Origin of the sequence: Nostoc sp. ChiQUE01b, from assembly GCF_034531255.1 — a bacterium.
In the GTDB taxonomy this organism is placed as follows: Bacteria; Cyanobacteriota; Cyanobacteriia; order Cyanobacteriales; family Nostocaceae; genus Nostoc.
The window spans coordinates 188,891-206,912 of record NZ_JAVRBM010000005.1; the positions used below are offsets into that span (position 1 = coordinate 188,891).

General features: G+C 41.4%; 19 protein-coding genes and 1 tRNA gene. 7 read left to right on the forward strand and 13 right to left on the reverse strand.

Going from position 1 to position 18,022, the window contains the following annotated elements:
- The first annotated feature begins 26 nt into the window (after positions 1 to 26).
- Both hemH and RMY63_RS05785 read left to right on the forward strand, forming a co-directional pair.
- On the forward strand, positions 27 to 1,193 hold the full coding sequence (gene hemH, locus RMY63_RS05780; RefSeq protein WP_322727778.1) for a ferrochelatase: 1,167 nt from the start codon (positions 27 to 29) through the stop codon (positions 1,191 to 1,193).
- A 524-nt stretch (positions 1,194 to 1,717) separates the two neighbouring features.
- Positions 1,718 to 2,584 (forward strand): hypothetical protein, encoded by an 867-nt coding sequence (locus RMY63_RS05785; RefSeq protein WP_322727779.1) that lies wholly within the window; start codon positions 1,718 to 1,720, stop codon positions 2,582 to 2,584.
- A gap of 48 nt (positions 2,585 to 2,632) precedes the next feature.
- Here the strand turns inward: RMY63_RS05785 and RMY63_RS05790 are convergent, their stop codons facing one another.
- The 6 genes from RMY63_RS05790 to RMY63_RS05815 all read right to left on the reverse strand — a co-directional run bounded on the left by RMY63_RS05790 (position 2,633) and on the right by RMY63_RS05815 (position 7,092).
- Complete coding sequence (locus RMY63_RS05790) at positions 2,633 to 2,974, reverse strand: DUF5615 family PIN-like protein (protein ID WP_322727780.1); 342 nt, start codon at positions 2,972 to 2,974, stop codon at positions 2,633 to 2,635.
- Entirely contained in the window at positions 2,971 to 3,204 is a 234-nt protein-coding gene (locus RMY63_RS05795; RefSeq protein ID WP_322727804.1) for a DUF433 domain-containing protein, read from the reverse strand. The genes RMY63_RS05790 and RMY63_RS05795 overlap by 4 nt, the downstream gene beginning before the upstream one ends.
- 69 nt (positions 3,205 to 3,273) lie before the next feature.
- A complete protein-coding gene (locus RMY63_RS05800) occupies positions 3,274 to 3,804 on the reverse strand; it encodes a DUF4126 domain-containing protein (protein ID WP_322727781.1) in 531 nt (176 codons plus the stop codon).
- A 198-nt stretch (positions 3,805 to 4,002) separates the two neighbouring features.
- Entirely contained in the window at positions 4,003 to 5,298 is a 1,296-nt protein-coding gene (gene purB / locus RMY63_RS05805; protein WP_322727782.1) for an adenylosuccinate lyase, read from the reverse strand.
- Positions 5,299 to 5,338: 40 nt separating this feature from the next.
- The gene (locus RMY63_RS05810) at positions 5,339 to 5,890 is read right to left on the reverse strand and encodes a DUF421 domain-containing protein (protein WP_322727805.1); all 552 of its coding nucleotides are present in this window, start codon (positions 5,888 to 5,890) and stop codon (positions 5,339 to 5,341) included.
- Positions 5,891 to 6,075: 185 nt separating this feature from the next.
- The gene (locus tag RMY63_RS05815; RefSeq protein WP_322727783.1) at positions 6,076 to 7,092 is read right to left on the reverse strand and encodes a YihY/virulence factor BrkB family protein; all 1,017 of its coding nucleotides are present in this window, start codon (positions 7,090 to 7,092) and stop codon (positions 6,076 to 6,078) included.
- Between the two features lie 235 nt (positions 7,093 to 7,327).
- Here RMY63_RS05815 and RMY63_RS05820 point away from each other — a divergent pair, with 235 nt between their 5' ends.
- The gene (locus tag RMY63_RS05820) at positions 7,328 to 7,975 is read left to right on the forward strand and encodes a type I restriction endonuclease (protein ID WP_322727784.1); all 648 of its coding nucleotides are present in this window, start codon (positions 7,328 to 7,330) and stop codon (positions 7,973 to 7,975) included.
- A 280-nt stretch (positions 7,976 to 8,255) separates the two neighbouring features.
- Positions 8,256 to 9,758 carry an acyl--CoA ligase gene (locus RMY63_RS05825; protein WP_322727785.1) on the forward strand — a complete coding sequence of 501 codons (1,503 nt, stop codon included), beginning with the start codon at positions 8,256 to 8,258 and terminating at the stop codon, positions 9,756 to 9,758.
- A gap of 358 nt (positions 9,759 to 10,116) precedes the next feature.
- Here the strand turns inward: RMY63_RS05825 and RMY63_RS05830 are convergent, their stop codons facing one another.
- Entirely contained in the window at positions 10,117 to 10,755 is a 639-nt protein-coding gene (locus tag RMY63_RS05830; RefSeq protein ID WP_322727786.1) for a ThiF family adenylyltransferase, read from the reverse strand.
- Positions 10,756 to 10,789: 34 nt separating this feature from the next.
- The gene (locus RMY63_RS05835; RefSeq protein WP_322727787.1) at positions 10,790 to 11,620 is read right to left on the reverse strand and encodes a hypothetical protein; all 831 of its coding nucleotides are present in this window, start codon (positions 11,618 to 11,620) and stop codon (positions 10,790 to 10,792) included.
- Positions 11,621 to 12,310: 690 nt separating this feature from the next.
- On the opposite strand from RMY63_RS05835, the gene RMY63_RS05840 reads away from it, so the two are divergent.
- From RMY63_RS05840 to RMY63_RS05850, 3 genes are read left to right on the forward strand one after another with little or no spacing between them, the layout of a single operon-like run.
- The gene (locus RMY63_RS05840; RefSeq protein WP_322727788.1) at positions 12,311 to 13,387 is read left to right on the forward strand and encodes an alpha/beta hydrolase; all 1,077 of its coding nucleotides are present in this window, start codon (positions 12,311 to 12,313) and stop codon (positions 13,385 to 13,387) included.
- A gap of 6 nt (positions 13,388 to 13,393) precedes the next feature.
- Positions 13,394 to 13,645 (forward strand): hypothetical protein, encoded by a 252-nt coding sequence (locus RMY63_RS05845; protein WP_322727789.1) that lies wholly within the window; start codon positions 13,394 to 13,396, stop codon positions 13,643 to 13,645.
- 41 nt (positions 13,646 to 13,686) lie between these two features.
- A complete protein-coding gene (locus tag RMY63_RS05850) occupies positions 13,687 to 14,355 on the forward strand; it encodes a hypothetical protein (protein ID WP_322727790.1) in 669 nt (222 codons plus the stop codon).
- A gap of 49 nt (positions 14,356 to 14,404) precedes the next feature.
- Here RMY63_RS05850 and RMY63_RS05855 read toward each other — a convergent pair whose 3' ends face one another.
- The 5 genes from RMY63_RS05855 to RMY63_RS05875 form a co-directional block, all read right to left on the reverse strand.
- Positions 14,405 to 15,838: a vWA domain-containing protein gene (locus RMY63_RS05855; RefSeq protein ID WP_322727791.1), complete on the reverse strand. Its 1,434-nt coding sequence runs from the start codon at positions 15,836 to 15,838 to the stop codon at positions 14,405 to 14,407.
- 257 nt (positions 15,839 to 16,095) lie between these two features.
- On the reverse strand, positions 16,096 to 16,302 hold the full coding sequence (locus RMY63_RS05860; protein ID WP_322727792.1) for a hypothetical protein: 207 nt from the start codon (positions 16,300 to 16,302) through the stop codon (positions 16,096 to 16,098).
- A 77-nt stretch (positions 16,303 to 16,379) separates the two neighbouring features.
- Positions 16,380 to 16,448: transfer RNA gene (locus tag RMY63_RS05865), tRNA-Ser, on the reverse strand.
- Between the two features lie 32 nt (positions 16,449 to 16,480).
- Positions 16,481 to 17,209, reverse strand: a complete 729-nt coding sequence (locus RMY63_RS05870; protein ID WP_322727793.1) for a hypothetical protein — start codon at positions 17,207 to 17,209, stop codon at positions 16,481 to 16,483.
- A 474-nt stretch (positions 17,210 to 17,683) separates the two neighbouring features.
- Positions 17,684 to 17,884 carry a hypothetical protein gene (locus tag RMY63_RS05875; RefSeq protein WP_012407952.1) on the reverse strand — a complete coding sequence of 67 codons (201 nt, stop codon included), beginning with the start codon at positions 17,882 to 17,884 and terminating at the stop codon, positions 17,684 to 17,686.
- Between the last annotated feature and the right edge of the window lie 138 nt (positions 17,885 to 18,022).

Sequence of the window (18,022 nt, forward strand, 5' to 3'; positions counted from 1 at the left end):
GAAAATATCGGGGGAAAGTAACTGCTATGGGTCGTGTAGGCGTCTTATTACTCAATCTCGGTGGCCCTGATAAGCTAGAGGATGTCGGGCCGTTTTTGTACAATCTATTTTCCGATCCGGAAATTATTCGCCTACCATTTCGCTGGTTGCAAAAGCCCTTAGCCTGGTTTATTGCCACGCGACGAACCAGAACATCTCAAGAAAATTATAAGCAAATCGGTGGTGGTTCCCCATTGCGGCGGATTACGGAAGCCCAAGGGGAAGCTCTAAAAGAACAGTTAAATTTTTTAGGGCAAGAAGTTAATATTTATGTGGGAATGCGTTATTGGCATCCCTATACAGAAGAGGCGATCGCACAAATTACCCAAGATAAGGTAGAACACCTAGTAATATTACCACTATATCCCCAGTTTTCTATCAGCACCAGTGGTTCCAGCTTCCGGCTTTTAGACAAGCTTTGGCAAGAAAATCCAAAACTTCAACCCATTGATTACACCGTCATTCCTTCTTGGTATAAACAACCAGACTATCTTCAAGCAATGGCGCAACTCATAGCCCAGGAACTTGAGCAATTCCCTAACCCGGATGACGTTCATATATTCTTCAGTGCTCACGGCGTTCCGAAAAGCTATGTTGAAGAAGCAGGCGACCCTTACCAGGCGGAAATTGAAGAATGTACTGCGTTGATTATGCAGACTCTCAATCGACCCAATGCCCACACCTTAGCTTACCAAAGTCGTGTCGGCCCAGTCGAATGGCTCCAACCCTATACTGAAGATGCCCTCAAAGAACTAGGCGCACAAGGCGTGAAAGATTTGGTTGTCGTGCCAATTAGTTTTGTCTCAGAGCATATCGAGACACTACAAGAAATTGATATTGAGTATCGAGAAGTAGCCGAAGAATCAGGAATTCACAACTTCCGCCGCGTACCGGCTCCCAATACCCATCCAGTATTTATTAATGCACTAGCCGAATTAGTGATTGATGCGCTGAGAAACCCCAGTTTCAAGCTTTCGCAAGCTGCTCAAATGAAGAAAATGGTCAAGATGTATCCTCAAGAGCGTTGGGAATGGGGTCTGACAACTAGTGCTGAAGTATGGAATGGTCGGATTGCTATGCTGGGTTTTATTGCCTTAATCATCGAGCTGATTACTGGTCACGGCTTCTTGCACATGATTGGGCTTTTGCAGTAAAAAATCTTGGGGAAGAGGCACAGAGGGAGGGGGAGATGAGGGAGATAAACAAAATTCCTCACTCTTTAAGGAATGTGGATTAAATAAAATGCAAAACTTCATCCTCACCCTCAATCCCTCTCCTTTATAAAGCTACGGTGTATACACAAGTCCTAAAATCATTGCCTGGTAAGATACAAGCCTTGGTAGGCAAGGTTTTGAGTTAAGTGAACTGATTATCAATAGTGTCAGGTTATTGATAGAGTCCTAACGGAAAATCAAGGATTTTAAAAATAATTTTCCGTTGTTTTTCGTTGATTTGATTGCCAACTCGACTTGTGTATACACGGTAGCCTTTATAAAGAGAGGGATTGAAGGTGAGGTAAGCCAGGGAGATAAATTGTATGTTATTTAACTCTTAATTCCTAACTGATAAATCAATTTTATAGTCTAAGTAATCAGCTATGAGTTTCATAATTTTACAAATTGCTGTAGGAATAAGCCTGGTTGTTGGCTTAAATGGGTCATAAGTTGCTTTGGCAAATGTGGAATCAAACAGTCTATATCAGCGAAATTTGCTAGTAGCAGATTTATCTACTGATATAAATGATATAAATGATGTAGTTAATGATGTAAATATTGATATTGACATACCTGAGAAGGAAAAATGGGTTGAATCTTTTTCAGGCTTACAAACTTTTGTACAAAAGGAAAACTTTAAAGACGCTTTGCCGATAGCAGAAGAAACTATTAGAATTGCTGAAAAAACTAAAGATAGCACTTTAATAACTTTAAGTCATTTCTCCGCTTTTGCAATTTATCAAGAACTGGGACAAATACAGCAAGCCACTAAATCCTGTAATTCTGCTATTTTAGCCGCGAAATTAGTGAAAAAATCTAAAGGGATGCGTCTGATGGAGATTATGCTCCTAGTTTCCCTTGGTGAATTGTACAATGAACAGAACGATCCTAAATTGGCTCTAGAAGCTTTGAATACAGCATCTAACTTACTTAATAAAGTGGACAAAAATATAGCCAATTTGATCAAGCCAGTAATCAAACCTACACTTCTGAGTAATATGGGTTGGGCATACAATAACGCTCAAGATTTTTCACGTGGTTTACAGCTAACCGAGGAAGCCTTACAGTCTTTACCTGAAGCCGAACAAGTTTATAAGTCGATACGTGAGAATACTATTTCAATAATTCCCTCTCAATTTCTTAATACTAATTACCAAAGAATAGTACCTCTTTGGCAGATGGGTGTTGCATACGAAAAATTGGGGTCAACAGAGAAATCATGTTCTGTATATAAAGATACTCTTAGTTTTGTGAAACAAGTTCTTAATAGTCATGTTCTACGATTAGTTAAAAAATCTATAGATGAATTGAGTTCGGGTTGCTTGAAATAGTGTGATCGCTTGTAGATAAAATAGAATCAAGGTCAATATTGTTATTGTTTACCGATGATTGCTAATTTCCACAATCATTTCTCCTTGACGTAATTGTTCCAGCGCATTAGCCAAAGTAATTGTCAGAAGTTGACGCAAATTACGATTAGTGACATTTCCACAAGTCAACCAAAGAATTTGAGGAGGTATCCCTAGCCGACAAACCAAGTCAACGAAATCACTATCTTTCGTTACAATGATGATATTGGCGATTCTTGCAGCCTCAAAAATTTCTATATCTTTAGCGTCACGTAAACCAATATCTCTTAACGACAAAGCTTCTATAGCAAAACTATTTGTTACCCAACTTGCCAATGTCGGGGGTAACTGTGCATCAATCCAAATCTTCATGCTGTCAACCGCACAAAATCAGTCCGTCGTGCAGCAAACAGAAGACAAGCTTGAATATCTTCTAGTTCTAAATCGGGAAAGTCTTCTAAAATTTCGCTAACGGTGACATTTTCCGCTAACATTTCTAAAATGTCACTAACTCTAATTCTCATACCTCGAATGCAAGGACGACCCCCACATTGACCAGGAATTTGCGAAATACGAGTCAATAATTCATTCATTGAGTTAATTACTGATTTGACTAGCAAACAACATTTTACCATGATTAAATAACTTGCAATTCTGAGTGTCGTTGGGGTTTAGTGATACCAGTCATACCACTGCTTGGCGCTACGAACTGCAAACCAGAGCAGTATTAAAGCAATTAATCCTCCTTGCCAGGGAGCATCAAAGGCAAATAGTACTAGAGCAATGCACAAGGTATCTTGAAGGAAGACTGCCCACAGTGGTAAACCACGTAACCTATAGAACCAACCAACTTGGACTAGCTGGAGTACTAAAGCTAACAAACCTCCAATTAAGGCAATCAGCCAGTTTGGGGTTGCTGTTGCTGTAGCTACTCCTAACCCCATAATTGCGCCCACAAGGGGAGACATGACTAACTGAACCAGTTGGAGAAATCTTTGCCCCCATAACTTTTTTGAGACTAATAATTCAATTAATGACCAACTGGTGAGGCAACCTAATAATATTGGTGGAGAAATGTGAGATAAAATTGGAACTTGTGACCACAAGTTACTACCCTGCAATAATCCAATAATCAGCAAAGGTATGCCTATTCTCATTCCTGCTGCCGCAGAGGCAGAAAGTGTGGCTAGGATTTCAATCATCAAAGCACTCGTAATACTAATAAATAAGTAATTATTTGTTATGTATACTACCCAGTGCTGACAATAATTCCAGCATCAAATAAATTGCAATCTTAAATGTTGTTGGTATCTTTATATATCTTTTTGGTAATATCTGCGTATTTTTTGGGTAATAGATTTGTAGTCAGCGCTTAAACGCTGACTACAAGCAAATTAATCCTAAATACCCAATCGCTGGTAAACTTCTTCTAAATGCTGTAGATGTTGCTGGGGGTCGAAACAAACCTCTAGTTCTACTGGAGACAACTTTTGGGTAACACGCGGGTCTTTGCTAATCAAGTCCTGGAAGTTTCCTTCTGGCTTATTCCAAGCGGTATGAGCGCTTTCTTGAACGATCGCATAAGCCTCTTCTCGGCTGCTTCCCTTGTCTATTAAAGCCAGTAACACTTTTTGGCTGAACACAACGCCGCCATAACAGTTGAGATTGCGTTTCATGTTCTCAGGATAGACCAACAAGTTTTTCACCAAATCGGTTATTTCCGATAACATAAAGTGGGTCAAAGTACAAGCATCTGGCAAAATTACCCGTTCTACAGAACTGTGAGAAATGTCTCGCTCATGCCATAAAGCAACGTTTTCTAAAGCTGCACCGGCATGACTTCTGACGAGTCGTGCCATTCCTGTCAGTCGTTCCGAACGGATGGGGTTACGCTTGTGTGGCATGGCTGAAGAGCCTTTTTGACCTTTGGCGAAGAATTCTTCAACTTCCAAAACGTCTGTTTTTTGGAGATTGCGGATTTCTACAGCAAAGCGTTCGATGGATGCGGCTACCAAAGCTAATTGTTGCACGTAGTCGGCGTGGCGATCGCGGGAAATAACTTGAGTTGAGGCCGTATCGGGTTTGAGTCCGAGTTTTTGACAAGCGATCGCTTCTACGCGCGGTTCAATATTGGCATAAGTTCCCACTGCACCAGAAATTTTACCGACAGCGATCGTTTGACGGAGTATTCTCAGGCGTTCTTGGTGTCGCAACACTTCTGCTAACCAACCAGCTAGCTTAAAACCAAAAGTAATCGGTTCTGCGTGAATACCGTGCGATCGCCCAGCCATTACTGTATGACGATGTTCCTGTGCTTTTTGGCGAATTACCTGAATCAAATCTTCCAGACGTTGCAATAATATATCCAAACTGGCAACTAATTGCAGTGCTAAAGCTGTATCCAAAACATCCGAACTCGTTAAACCCAGGTGAATGTAGCGTCCGGCATCACCAACATATTCATTGACATTTGTCAAGAAAGCAATGACATCGTGGCGGACTACAGCCTCAATTTCCAGCACCCGCTTTGGATCAAAATCTGCCTTGGCTTTAATTTCCTCAACCGCTTCAGATGGAATGTAACCAAGTTCAGCTTGAGCCTCACAAACAGCAATTTCGACTTGCAGCCATGTTTTTAATTTATAGGCTTCACTCCACAGATTAGCCATTTCGGGTAAAGTATAACGCTCAATCACAGTTCGGCACAGAATACAACCGTCATATTTTACAGTTTAATTAATGTAGATCGCTTTTTAACGTTACTTTTTGCTCAGGGACGGAATTAGTTTTTGAATTCGACGTGATGATACTAATCCTACCGTCAGCCTCCATATATGCCAACTTCACATCAGCCAAAAATTCTACACCTTGCTGACGTAACTTGCTCATCAATTCATCATCTGTAATTAACTCTCGTTGCAGATGGCGCTCAATTATCCGACCATTTTTTACCAGTAGCAATGGTGGCGGATTCAGAAAACGTTGAAACTGGGGAAGTTTGTAACCCAACCAGTTCAGCAAGTAACTCCAAAAAATTACTGTTCCTACCAGGATAGCGCCTTCAGTAATTGATGTGTAATTACTTACCATAGCATTTTGAGCAGCTTCCGCAAATAGTACAACTACGAGTAAATCAGTAATTCCTAGTGTTCCTAATTGTCGGCTAGGAAGCAGACGTAGCACTGAGAACAGCGCTAAATAGACTAGTGAACCGCGGATAATCAACTCAAAGACGCTGATCCTGGGAATAAAAATTGCCTGCCAATTGATAAAAAACCATTTTTCCATTAGCACCGATTTTCTTCCTTTTTCAAGATAATTCTGGGAAAATCCAGTATAAAAAGGAGTTATAATTCATAATTGCTGAATACTTTACTCATCAACTGTGGCAAGAATAACTAGTTCGCTGGACTGGATATTAAATACTTCAATATCTATTAGATTTATAAATATAAATCTCCAGTAATCAATAATTAAAAGCGCTGATTTTTTCTTTTCTGCTTTAAGCGTTTGGGCTTCCTAAAATACTGAAAGAAGCGATTAATAAAGCGAGAAGATGGCTTTTTATTAGTCGATGTTTGTTCTCTTGGAGCCTTGCCATTATAGTTTGTGTTATCAGATATATGTACAGCATTTTTAGTTGGAACTATGCCGCTTCCATGCCTTCGGGAATAAACTTGAGTAAATTCTGCACCGAAGAAAAGAATTTGTGCGGCATAGTTAACCCAAGCTAAAATTACCACCAGTGACCCAGCAGCACCATAGGTAGATCCAAAACTGCCATTACCTAGATATTGTCCTAATAAAAATTTTCCAATAGAGAACAAAACTGAGGTGAGAGCAGCTCCGATTAAAACATCACTCCATGCAATTTTGACATCTGGTAGAACTTTAAAAATTAGTCCAAACAGCACTGTAGTTATTGTAAACGAGATGATTAAATTGGCAATCTGCCAGATGAAATCGAAACCTGGTAACAAATTAGTAAAGTATGTTACTAATGTTGCTAATATCGTACTAATTACTAGAGAAACTAAAAGTAAAAAGCCAATTCCAATCACCATTGCAAAGGACAAAACGCGGAGGCGAATCATGTTATTTATGCCACGTCCAGGTTTGGGTTTAACTTCCCAAATCGTATTCATGGCATCTTGCAACTCAGTAAATAAGCCTGTAGCACCCAATAGCAGAACTAGAACACTAACGATGGAAGCGATAGCTCCTGTCTTTGGTTGGTTAGCATTGCTAATAGCTGTTTGGATAAATTGTGCGCCATCTGGGCCGACTAAACCTTGAATTTGTCCGACAATTTGACCCCTTGCCGCTTCCTCTCCAAATACTGCACCTGCGATCGCAATTACAATAATTAGCAATGGTGCAATGGAAAAAATCGTGTAATAAGCTAACGCTGCCGCTAACCGTGAGGCTTTATCGTCACTCCATTCTTTGAACGTCTCTTGTAATAACTTCCAAATTTCTTGCAAATTCATCCAATCAGTCTCCTTGTAAGGGATGTTGCTTAGTCCCTGATATATTGGATACTGATTTGCTGAGTTGCGACATCCTCCCAAGGGTATTTGTGAAGCGTTCTTGGGGAGTAATTTAGAATTTTATAGTGAGATGACAATGCGATGTCTAAAGGCGGGCGTAGCTGCGACGCCAATTGGCGATAATAAAGATGTGCTGATGTTGATAATATAACAAAGCAACTGTTACCTAAAAGCAATGACACAGACGGCAGCAATTACAGAAGCCATTACTACTCTTCAGGATGCAGAAAATCGATTCGGTTTTGTTCGTGTTGAAGACGATCAGTTTTTTCCAGAATGGTATGAGGAATTGTCTGAAATTACGGAAGCAGAAAAAGCCTCTGTAAATGTCGTGCGACGCAGGTATCTCTATCACCGTGCCGGAGGTGATTTACTAGAAGGGACAGTCATATTGTTGTTGGTGTCACCAATACTTGCACTCTCTGGATTTTACGATCCTCCTTTCAGAATTAAGGCTGAATCATCCGTGGAACTAGTGCTGGATGATGGCGAGGAGATACTGCGCGGACGGATTGACGTTTTAGTGTTACAAGAGCAGTTGTGGGTGATGGTGTTGGAGTCGAAAAAAACCACGCTGTCAGTTTGGGCGGCTGTACCACAAGCCCTAGCTTATATGATGGCTAACCCCAACTCCAGTAAACCTGTGTTTGGGATGGTGACGAATGGAGACGATATTTTATTTGTCAAAGTGACGCAAACAAATACACCACAATACGATTTGTCAAGAGTTTTCGCTCCGTTTGCATCCTCCAGAGAACTGTACGCCGTATTGCAAATTCTCAAGCGTATTAGTCAGTTAATTTCTCTCTCGAAGGAACAGTAATTGCTCCTCAAATTTTTAGTGCTTACATAACCGTCAAATATATTGTATTTGATGATTTATTTTCATGCTCTAGATTCGTTCATTACTATGAGTCTTAATCATCCTGACTTTTTAGCTTTTATCTTGACGTAATCTCTTTGTACTTCAAGTTGAAGTGCAGAATGTGGGATAGAAAAAACTTAAACGATTTCTACGTTGAGAACGGTAGTTTTAGGATGATGGTAAAGTTCAAAATCCAAGCTAAAATCCAATAATCTACTATTCTTCAAAACTCCAACTAATGAATTTATTTGAGCTTTTAGTAGGGGAAGACAATCATCCAGCCCTAATTACGCCTGATGGGCGATCGCTAACCTATAAGCAATTGCGCGAGAATATTATTGGACTGGTATCTCAACTCAACAGCTTTGGATTGAAACGGGGAGAACGCATTGCCATTGCCATGACTAACGGTTCACCAATGGCGATTACCTTTTTGGCTGCTGCCCTATGTGGCACTGCTGCACCCTTAAATCCCAAATACAAACAAGAAGAATTTGCCTTTTACTACCAAGATACCCAAGCAAAAGCACTGATTACGTTGTCTGAGGGGCCAGAAGCAGCCATTGCCAGTGTCACACCCAATATGATGCTAATTAATGCCAAGGTAAATACTGACGGCACATTAAGCTTTGAATTAGTCAAAACAGGCTCAGAACCAGCAGAACCCTTGAATCCTGTAGCCCCCAGTGCTGATGATATAGCGATGATTCTCCATACTAGCGGCACTACCAGTCGTCCCAAGCGTGTGCCGATTCGTCATCGCAACTTAATTGCTTCAGCCGGCAACCTGATTAGTGCTTACTCACTCACAGCAGCTGATACTACACTATGCCTAATGCCCCAATTCCATGTTCACGGATTGGTGGGCTGTTTGCTGGCAACTCTGGCTTCGGGTGGTAGATTAATTTGTCCCAATGGTTTTAATGCCTTGGAGTTTTGGAAACTGGTAGATACCTACAAACCCACCTGGTACTCCGCAGCGCCAACCATGCACCAGACAATTTTGGCGCGTGCTAGCCGCAACCCAGAAATTGTCAAAGCTAACCGCTTTCGTTTTATTCGCTCTAGTAGCGCTTCCTTGCCGCCGATTATCATTGAACAGTTAGAGGCAACTCTTAATGCTCCTGTGGTGGAATCTTACAGCATGACTGAAGCATCTCACTTAATGACCACCAATCCGCTACCGCCAAAAGTTAGGAAACCAGGTACTGTCGGTTATGGCTTCGGCGTAGAAGTGGGCATTATGGACTCCGAAGGCAACCTGTTATCCAAGGGAAGCTTGGGCGAGGTGGTGGTAAAAGCACCTAATGTTATAGATGGCTACGAAAACAACCCAGAAGCTAACGCCACTGCTTTTGTGAACGGTTGGTTCCGTACAGGGGATCAGGGTACAGTTGATGCAGACGGCTACCTCCGCTTGACTGGACGGATTAAAGAATTGATTAACCGGGGTGGGGAAAAAATTTCTCCTTTAGAAGTGGATGATGTCTTGCTGCGCCATCCTGCCGTCACCGAAGCTTTAGCCTTTGCCGTCCCCCACAAATCTTTAGGAGAAGATATCCACGCGGCTGTGGTTCTGAAAGCAGAAGCTGGCGAAAAAGAACTTTTAGCTCACTGTGCAACTATGCTGGCAGACTTCAAAGTTCCCAAGCAAGTTCACATTTTAGATCAACTACCTCGTGGTGCTACCGGTAAACTGCAACGGTTGGCGATGGCAAAATTGCTAAATATAGGGGAGTAAGAAGTGGGGAAATAACGGAAGTTTACTCTGGAAGATTTGAACAGCCAAAGTTACTCCCAGTTGTAGTTAATTTCAACCGGACATAAATAATACCAATTCAAAATTCAAAATTCACGCATTAAGAAAGCCAGACAGAACAAAGGTATGTCCGTATGTATCTGTCGCATTCTTTTTTCAAATTCGTATAACATCTGTGCATTTCATCTTGGCAGAATAAAATTATACAAATTCTCTAAAATTAGGCAACAGATTCAAACCTTGAAACCTAGATACAATCTGAATTTATTAATTGCGAATTGCGAATTGCGTTAGCGAAGCGGGACGAAGTCCATTGCGAATTGGTATTAGTCTACGCAATCTACAAAAACAGAGATTGAACAGTCAGATCCTTCTGGGTGATGGTGAAGTTACGCTGTTGTGCTGTCGCAATGAATGAAACGATCGCTTCACATGCCACAGCAACGGTTAATATCACCAAGTTTCTTGCCAACGGATAATCACAGATATCATCATTAACCTCAGAAGGAACGCGATAAACGTCATTCCAAATCACTTCTGCATAATCAGCCGATAGTCCAGCATGAAGACAAGGAATGCTTAATTTTTCAGCATAATCTTTCACTGCTTGACGTGCCACACTATTGTCAAAAACATCGACAATTAACTGGCTGTCTTGGAGTAGTTGAGTTGTATTTGCTGGTGTCAATTCCTTTGTCTTAGCATCAACTTTAGTACCAATTGCTCGATATAAATTGTTTGCCAAGATTTTTGCTTTGAACGCTCCTACATCAGAACGGTAGTAAGGCTGAGTTGAAAGATTGCGCTCCTCAATGCGATCGCGATCTATAACTGTAAGTTTATCAAAACCAGACCGAGCTAAGTTTTCCGCAATGTTAGCTCCTAATGCTCCAGCCCCACAAATTGTTACAGGATAGTTTTTCAACTTTGCCATTACAGCATTGCTGCGGTAAAGCTGTTCGTGAAAAAAGATACTCATAATAATTCGTAATTAATTAGTCAGATTGTTCTCACTACTCTTGCTGTTCCATGACACCTACTAAGGATTGCAAGTCAAAATCGCGATCGCGTCCACTCAGGCAAATGCCAGAACTGACAACAGTCAAATCAGTTTTAGCGATCGCACTACTGTGGCGAACACCATCAGCAGTTGTCCAATCGACTGTCCAGTAGTCGCTGCGATCGTGGAATTGAGTTAAGGTACCGCCACCCATTTGCAATGCCTTTCTCAATCGCTTTTCATCCTGTTGGGGTTGAGTAAATCCCTGAATGCGCCGAGTTGCTAATTCATACAGTGTGCGGATTTCTGGAGTAATGCCCTTAAACTGTAATTCTTCAGCAGGAATAAGTTGCTTAACAGCAGATTGCAGAGTTTCAACAATTGCTGGATCGGTACGGCGATCAACTTCCTCGAACCAGCATGACTGTCCATTCCATCGGGCAATGACTTGCTCAAAGGCGATACCCTCAGTTACTAGATGCACTGCGATCGGCTTAACTAACTTCAACCGTTGACGCATATCTACTTCATTTACAGGGTATGCTAACCAAGTTTGTCCCCGCAGTTGGTGTGCTAACCGCAGCCGTATTTGGGGAAAGTGTTGCAGGTATTCCACAATTTGGGGTAAGTCTGCTTCTTCTACAACCGTTGCTGTTTTTTCATCCACAGCCTGAAAGATGCCCCAACCTTCAAATTTACTAGGCTTTGGACTGAAGGTGTAGATCATTCCCGCTACCCGTGTGCGAACTCGTCCACCTTTAACACAGGGCGCGAGGAATTGGGTGGTATATAACTGTGCTTCTGCGATCGCAATTTGGTTGATTAGCTTAAATATGTTAGTCATAACTAATACCAATTTTGAAAAATCAGGCTACCAATGCAACCCTATAAAATCTGACTTTCTTAATTACGAATTACGAATTACGAATTACTAATTAATATAATTCTGCGTGCAAGTTGGTGGAGCATTGCGTGTTCTCAGTTACTAGAGGGACTCCACTGGTGAGTTGTTACACACTCTTTAAAGGATGGCTACTTTTAAGCCTACCTCCCAGGTTCTTCGCACTCCCCGTTCACACACGCCCACTGTATTTGACAGTGTTACTTTTCCTCTCGTACTAGTATGTAGGCTCCAAGAGTTGGGGCACGCAGGATATTATTATAATACAATATACTACAGAAAATGCTACTTTCCTGATTACAAGACAAGAGGTAAAATGATCTACTGTGTCAGCGATCGCTCATTTGTACCTGCCGCACTCGGTATGCATAACTAAATATAACCATTGTCACTGTAACTAATCGGCACAAAATAGTACAGGTTGCCTTAAAAATCTACAGCGATCGCAGTGCAGTAATGGCATCAACGTTATTTTAATGATTGGTAAAGGACAGAGTTGAAATTTCCAAAACCTCTTAGGTTACGACCCTAGCATCTACCTAGAGTAAAAAATTAAGGGTACAAATACTATGGTACTTTAGGCAGAAGTATTAGAATAAATACGTCTTGTTGCTTAAAAAGGGAGTAGCTATTTTGTTGAGTATCAAAGCTTTGTCAGTAGTTTGTACAAGCACATCGTTACTTGTATTGGGTATTAATAAAATAGCGTCTGCTTCTTCTTTTAATCCGACACCTGTGTTTGACAACGTTGCTAGTTACACTACTACTATTACTGGAGATAATAATCTAGCTGATATTTACTATCCTAATCCAACAGACTTAAAAACAAGCAATTATTCCTTTCCAGTAGCACTATTACTACAAGGCGGACTAGTTGACAAATCAAATTACTCTAATTACGCTCAACAAGTTGCACGCTATGGATTTGTAGTAGTGGTGCCAAACAGCAAGCGTATAGCTCCAATATTTGGCGAAGCATTATTACCCCAAACTACCCAAATTGATACAGCTTTACAACAAATTGTAATTGAAAATAAGAACGTTAGTTCACCTATTGTAGGCAAGCTGGATACAGAGGAAGTAGGATTATTAGGTCATTCGTTAGGCAGCGCCGTAGGATTATCTGCAATTGGAAATTTATGCGTGAAACCAACACTTTGTCCGGGTTCTTTCTCACGACCCAAACAAATTGTAGCAGGAGCATTCTTTGGTGGTAATCTTCGCGATGAGAATGATGTTTATCTTCCTATTAACAACGATGGAATACCAGTTGCACTCCTGCAAGGAGATTGTGATGGCAGAGCGCTGCCAATACGTGCTAGTTTAACTTATGACAAAATTAAAAATTCACCCGCTGCACTGATTAATATCAAAGGTGCCAATCATTTTAGTATCACAAATACAAATAATCCTGCTGGTGCAATTCCTGACCCGATAAATTCTACACTTAATCAAGATGTAGCTATTGAAACAATTGCCCGGTGGAGTGGTTTGTTTTTACGTGCAAGTATTCTTAATGATAAAGACGCTTTTAATTACGTTTATTACACAGGTGATGCTGCTGACCCCAATGTGACAGTAAAGAGTAAACGTGTTCCTGAATCGGCATCGACTGTTGCACCTTTAGGGATATTATTTACTTATTTTACGATTACTCAACTACGAAAAAGAATAAGGGTAATCGGTTGTTTATTGCAGGACAAGAGGTGAAGCTAGATGAAGATGATTGAATTATCTACTGCATCAAAACCTTTATCTGCCTATGCAGAGAAATTTAATGACGAGACGGTTGTTTTGACAATGAATGGAAAAGCGATCGCCATTGTGACTGATATCAAGGACATTGATCCAGAATCCCTCGCACTCAGCACTAATCCTGAGTTCTTAGCAATTATTCAGAATGCGCGGGAAGAATTGAAAAAAGGCAAGAAGTTGTCTTTGGAAGAGATGAAAAGAGAGATTTTCTAGTAGAGCGATCGCGATTTTTTCATGTTGCTAATCATTACACTATGTACGTAGTGGATGATAAGAATGCTATTGTTTTATCTGAAATTTGTGTAATAAGCATTCTGTCAGAAGGATTAGGAATGAATACAACTGCTCTATTTGTAGAACTTATTGTTATTGGTACAGGAGCAGCAATTTGGCTAATTCTCTTGTTAGTAAGTATTTTTGGTTATACATGGGTTTCTTGGAAAGAAACTACAGCTTTAGTTGCACTTATTCCAGTTTTATCCCTAGTTTATGTACTGGGTATAGTCGTTGATTACCTAGTTTTTCTACTCTACGGGAAGTGGGATAAGAGGCTTCGCAGATATAAATTTCCTAACAACGAAGAGTATGAAAACGCAAGAATATACGTATACACTTATGCTACAAGCAATATTATAAATCGGCTTGAGTATGACAGGAGCAGAATACGAATTGTGCGTGCATGGAGTATAAACTTTTGTTTTCTAGCTATTAGTACTCTTATTTTCGTTTGGGTTCGATTATCACTAATGCGTTTGAATTTACGATTGGGTATTTTTATCTTTAGTGTTTTAGCTTTTGGAATAGGTATTGCTTCAACATTGTATGTATGGCGCACACTGAGTTTAGGTTACTACAGCCAGATTGCTCAAGCTAATGTTTTTTTAAAAAACGAAGGGATTGGAAAATCTTCAGATGTCAAGTAAAACAATATCAGGGTGTGTTATGAGTAACTATGACGCACCCTGATGTATTCTACTTATCCTCTCGCACAGGCAACGGCATATCCAAAATCTCCATCAGCAAATCCAGACGAGAGGGGCGCGTTAGCAGTGGAACGATGTTCGGCAAACTGTAGTAGTCACCCGCGAAAGTGAACGTATCTACAGGTGCTTGCTGCTGCTTTAATTGACTCTCCACCCAGTTGTAATGATTACCCACACGGACAATCACCACATTGGGCATTATCGCCAATTCCCGGCAGTAGTTCTTGTAAACTTCACCGAAGTAAGGAGCAGCATTTTCGCCCTCATCCGTCACCAAGATGATTTGGTCAACCACCTGCTTTTTGCGTCGCATTGCTTCCAACGCACAGCCGATGCTAGTACCACCGCCTGCATTGATGTGCTGGAAGGCACGCTCCCAGTCGCTCAACTCCTTGCCTTTTGCCGTAACAGCGTAAGGAATGGTGTCGAAGGCGTAGACAAACAGTTCTGCCTTAGTGATACCAGAGATCAAGGCAGCGAGTTGCAAACCCGTCGCGATCGCATTTTCCATTGAACCAGACTTGTCGACCAATAAAGCAGTTGGACGAGCGATCGCACCACGCCGTTTCACCTGTTCGTTTGTCACCTTTTCCAGTTGGGCAACGGTGTCTGCGTCAAAATCGGCTGCATCTGTGGCAATCTGTGCTTTAAATGCTGAGACACGTGTACTCTTAGAGGCTGCTTCCAGCTTAGAATCAATCAGCTTCTTGACTTGTGGGTGATCCATTGCACCTCTAGTCTGGAGAGACTTGAGGTTGTTGATCGCTTCTTGGGGAGTCATGCTGTTGATTAACGCCACCAATACAACTGGTGTAAGTTGCTTGATTGCACCAATTGCGATCATATAGGGAATTTTGAACTCCACAATCAGCCGTGCCTGTTCTGCGGCATTTTCTGCCTTAGCAAGCTGCTTCAGCACATTTGCTAAGGAACCCTCTGGAGGAGTATCGCCAAATAGAATCGCATTTGCCCGCTCATTTGGCTTGATGTGCAGTGAAGCATATAAGTGCTTCATTGCCTTACGACCTCGCAGCGCAGCGCGATCAAATAGAGCCGGATTGCTCTCCCGCACCTTTAGATAACGCCGTACCGCAGTGCGGGTGGAACGAGGCAGTTTATTCTGCTGCTGCTTCATGAAGTCCACCACACGAGCCACTTGATAGGGAGGAAATTCTTGTAGCATCATAAATCCAGCATCTCGGTGTTCAATCAAATTGCTGGTTAACAAATGAGCAACAAACACTTCCTTGTGGTCGCGGACATCACCATGAAGCTGATACCAGACTGCCAGGTGTCCATAGAAGATGGGATCGAGTTCAACAATTAACTGATGAATTTCTGCGACTTGCTCAAGCTTGCGGTGAGGAGTTGTTAGCAAACTGTTGAGCATTTCCAAACGCAGGTCACGTTCTGCGGTGTTCATTATGAACCTCCTCTAGTTGTGATGGATGAGGAGGCAGATGTTGCACGCGAGGTGATAAAGTCACCGCGCAAGTTGTAGAAGCATGTGTATAACTTGTGCAAAATGATGTAAGCTTCTGCGATCGGGGCGCGGCAACAACTGCCAAGTAAAAGGGACTGGGGATTAGGGACTGGGGACTGGGTAATGAGCGGAAAATTATCGAATTTGCTCTTACTCCCTAAAAGTAGTAGCTGCGTAAGCTGCCATCATATCTGCCGCTATTGCGACAGCACTTTTTGAAAGCAGCGATCAGAACCACAAAGACAAAGGTCATTGTTACCAAGTTTTTCCTGTAGTTCCTTGTCGCCATGAACAAAGCGATAGCCACGTTTAACAGCTTTTTCAGATGGGTAGCCACGACGACGTTTACTTGATGCTTCAAAAGCAGAAATCGTCGAAATCTTCAGGCTCGATGTTGAAATCATTAATCTTCTTCATCGTTCTCACCTCCATATTGAAATGAAATAAGATCACCTCGTGCAAGTCGAAAAAGCTGTTGATTCACACACAGGATTTGAACCTGTAATTGCTTGATCTCAAGTCAAGTGCCTTACCATTAGGCTAGTATGTAAGCTTATCCAGTTAGGGCACGAAGTGAAAATTTTAGGTTTTAGAAAGTTGATTTAAAATAAATCGAATTTCTTTCTTGTTACACTGCTGTTTCCTAACAGCGTAAATCATTCTATTTCTATACATTATTGCCGCAGAACGATGAATTATACCTTTAACAACATCCGTCACATAATGAGTTGGTGGCGGTGGAAAATATTTAAAGGTAATTAAATACCAAATCTCGTTTAGCTTCTGGTATTGATGATAATTATCAATGATGACAATATCAGTTTGTTCCTGCTTTTGCTTCTGCTTTCGAGGTATTTTCTCGGCTGCACAAAGAATTCCAGTTTCAGGATGGATATAGAAGCGATCGCGATGACTTACATCTAACTGAGTTCGATATCCTTGATAAGGCTTGCTATAGAAACCACCATCAATTATTTCTACATGCCGTTCAACATAGTCCCAGACATGATCGATAACATGCTGTCCTGCCATTGTACTGGGATCTAGTCTTTGACACAGTTGACTGTAAACGTCATTCCAAGGCTGTCCGACTTTCGAGCGCAAAAACCGACGCAGAGGGCCGAGATGGTCTGAAAGATACTTAGATTTATTTGTTGGTTTAATCAGGTAGGGATTCAACAATCCATCCTGAATAGCATCCTGGGTAATTTTGTATAATTGCTTCTTAAAGCCAGTTACCTTTTTGAGGCTAATTCTCCTCCCACCGCGAGGACGCTCAATCACAATCTCGCTCAAACGATGTTCGCTCATATCTCACGTTCTTTAAATGCACTTGTACTAATTGAGTTGTTATTAAACATGAGTTAGCTAACATCATTGAACTCACCTCTGTATTGAGTAAAGGTTATAGATAAATCCGATTTCAATAATTGAAATTCCGCACAAGTTAGCAAAGCAGTTTTCACAATTGCCTATACCAATTTGGCTACGCTCCCATGAACGGGAGCGGCAGGATTTGAACCTGCATTCCGTTGCCGGATGGTGTGTGTAGGCTTTACAAGTTAGGGCGCGGAATTAAGTCTTAAATCATTCCTTGCAAGTTCAAGAAGCTTTTTACAGCTACAGCCGCTCTTACCAAATATTGGCAGTGGGCACGCACGCTAAATCTGCGCTCTTACTTAGAAATCATGCTTCGCTGATTCGATCGCTCGAACTTTACTACCTTAGAACCGTTATAAATGTGTATGTATGCTTCTTCTGTTAGGGCACAGATGACTAGAAAATTTAACCATAGACAGCTTCAGGGCGGACGATCAAATCACCACTAGGACGGCGATCGATTACGTAAGCAGAGAGGCGATCGCTATTCACATCTAAATGCCGAGCAACGCGCTCCTTCACTGCCACATCATTCATCCCTGCTGCAATTCCCAATTGAGTTTTTGGTACATCAACAGAACGTCCTTCAAATCGAATATGAACCATTACAATCACCTCTTGTTTTAATTACGAATTGATATTAGTGGATCTGATCGGGATTGAACCGATACCCTCCCTGTGAGAGTTACACGCGGATTTCTCACAAAATCTGAAAAAATGGGATCAAAAACTGCGACAATGTAT

Coding starts and splice junctions, on each gene's coding strand:
- RMY63_RS05850 (WP_322727790.1), top strand. CDS start 13,687: ATGTACGTAGTGGATGATAAGAATGCTATTGTTTTATCTGAAATTTGT.
- RMY63_RS05825 (WP_322727785.1), top strand. CDS start 8,256: ATGAATTTATTTGAGCTTTTAGTAGGGGAAGACAATCATCCAGCCCTA.
- RMY63_RS05875 (WP_012407952.1), bottom strand. CDS start 17,884: ATGGTTCATATTCGATTTGAAGGACGTTCTGTTGATGTACCAAAAACT.
- hemH (WP_322727778.1), top strand. CDS start 27: ATGGGTCGTGTAGGCGTCTTATTACTCAATCTCGGTGGCCCTGATAAG.
- RMY63_RS05820 (WP_322727784.1), top strand. CDS start 7,328: ATGACACAGACGGCAGCAATTACAGAAGCCATTACTACTCTTCAGGAT.
- RMY63_RS05835 (WP_322727787.1), bottom strand. CDS start 11,620: ATGACTAACATATTTAAGCTAATCAACCAAATTGCGATCGCAGAAGCA.
- RMY63_RS05855 (WP_322727791.1), bottom strand. CDS start 15,838: ATGAACACCGCAGAACGTGACCTGCGTTTGGAAATGCTCAACAGTTTG.
- RMY63_RS05790 (WP_322727780.1), bottom strand. CDS start 2,974: ATGAAGATTTGGATTGATGCACAGTTACCCCCGACATTGGCAAGTTGG.
- RMY63_RS05815 (WP_322727783.1), bottom strand. CDS start 7,092: ATGAATTTGCAAGAAATTTGGAAGTTATTACAAGAGACGTTCAAAGAA.
- RMY63_RS05800 (WP_322727781.1), bottom strand. CDS start 3,804: ATGATTGAAATCCTAGCCACACTTTCTGCCTCTGCGGCAGCAGGAATG.
- RMY63_RS05845 (WP_322727789.1), top strand. CDS start 13,394: ATGAAGATGATTGAATTATCTACTGCATCAAAACCTTTATCTGCCTAT.
- RMY63_RS05830 (WP_322727786.1), bottom strand. CDS start 10,755: ATGAGTATCTTTTTTCACGAACAGCTTTACCGCAGCAATGCTGTAATG.
- RMY63_RS05870 (WP_322727793.1), bottom strand. CDS start 17,209: ATGAGCGAACATCGTTTGAGCGAGATTGTGATTGAGCGTCCTCGCGGT.
- RMY63_RS05810 (WP_322727805.1), bottom strand. CDS start 5,890: ATGGAAAAATGGTTTTTTATCAATTGGCAGGCAATTTTTATTCCCAGG.
- RMY63_RS05860 (WP_322727792.1), bottom strand. CDS start 16,302: ATGATTTCAACATCGAGCCTGAAGATTTCGACGATTTCTGCTTTTGAA.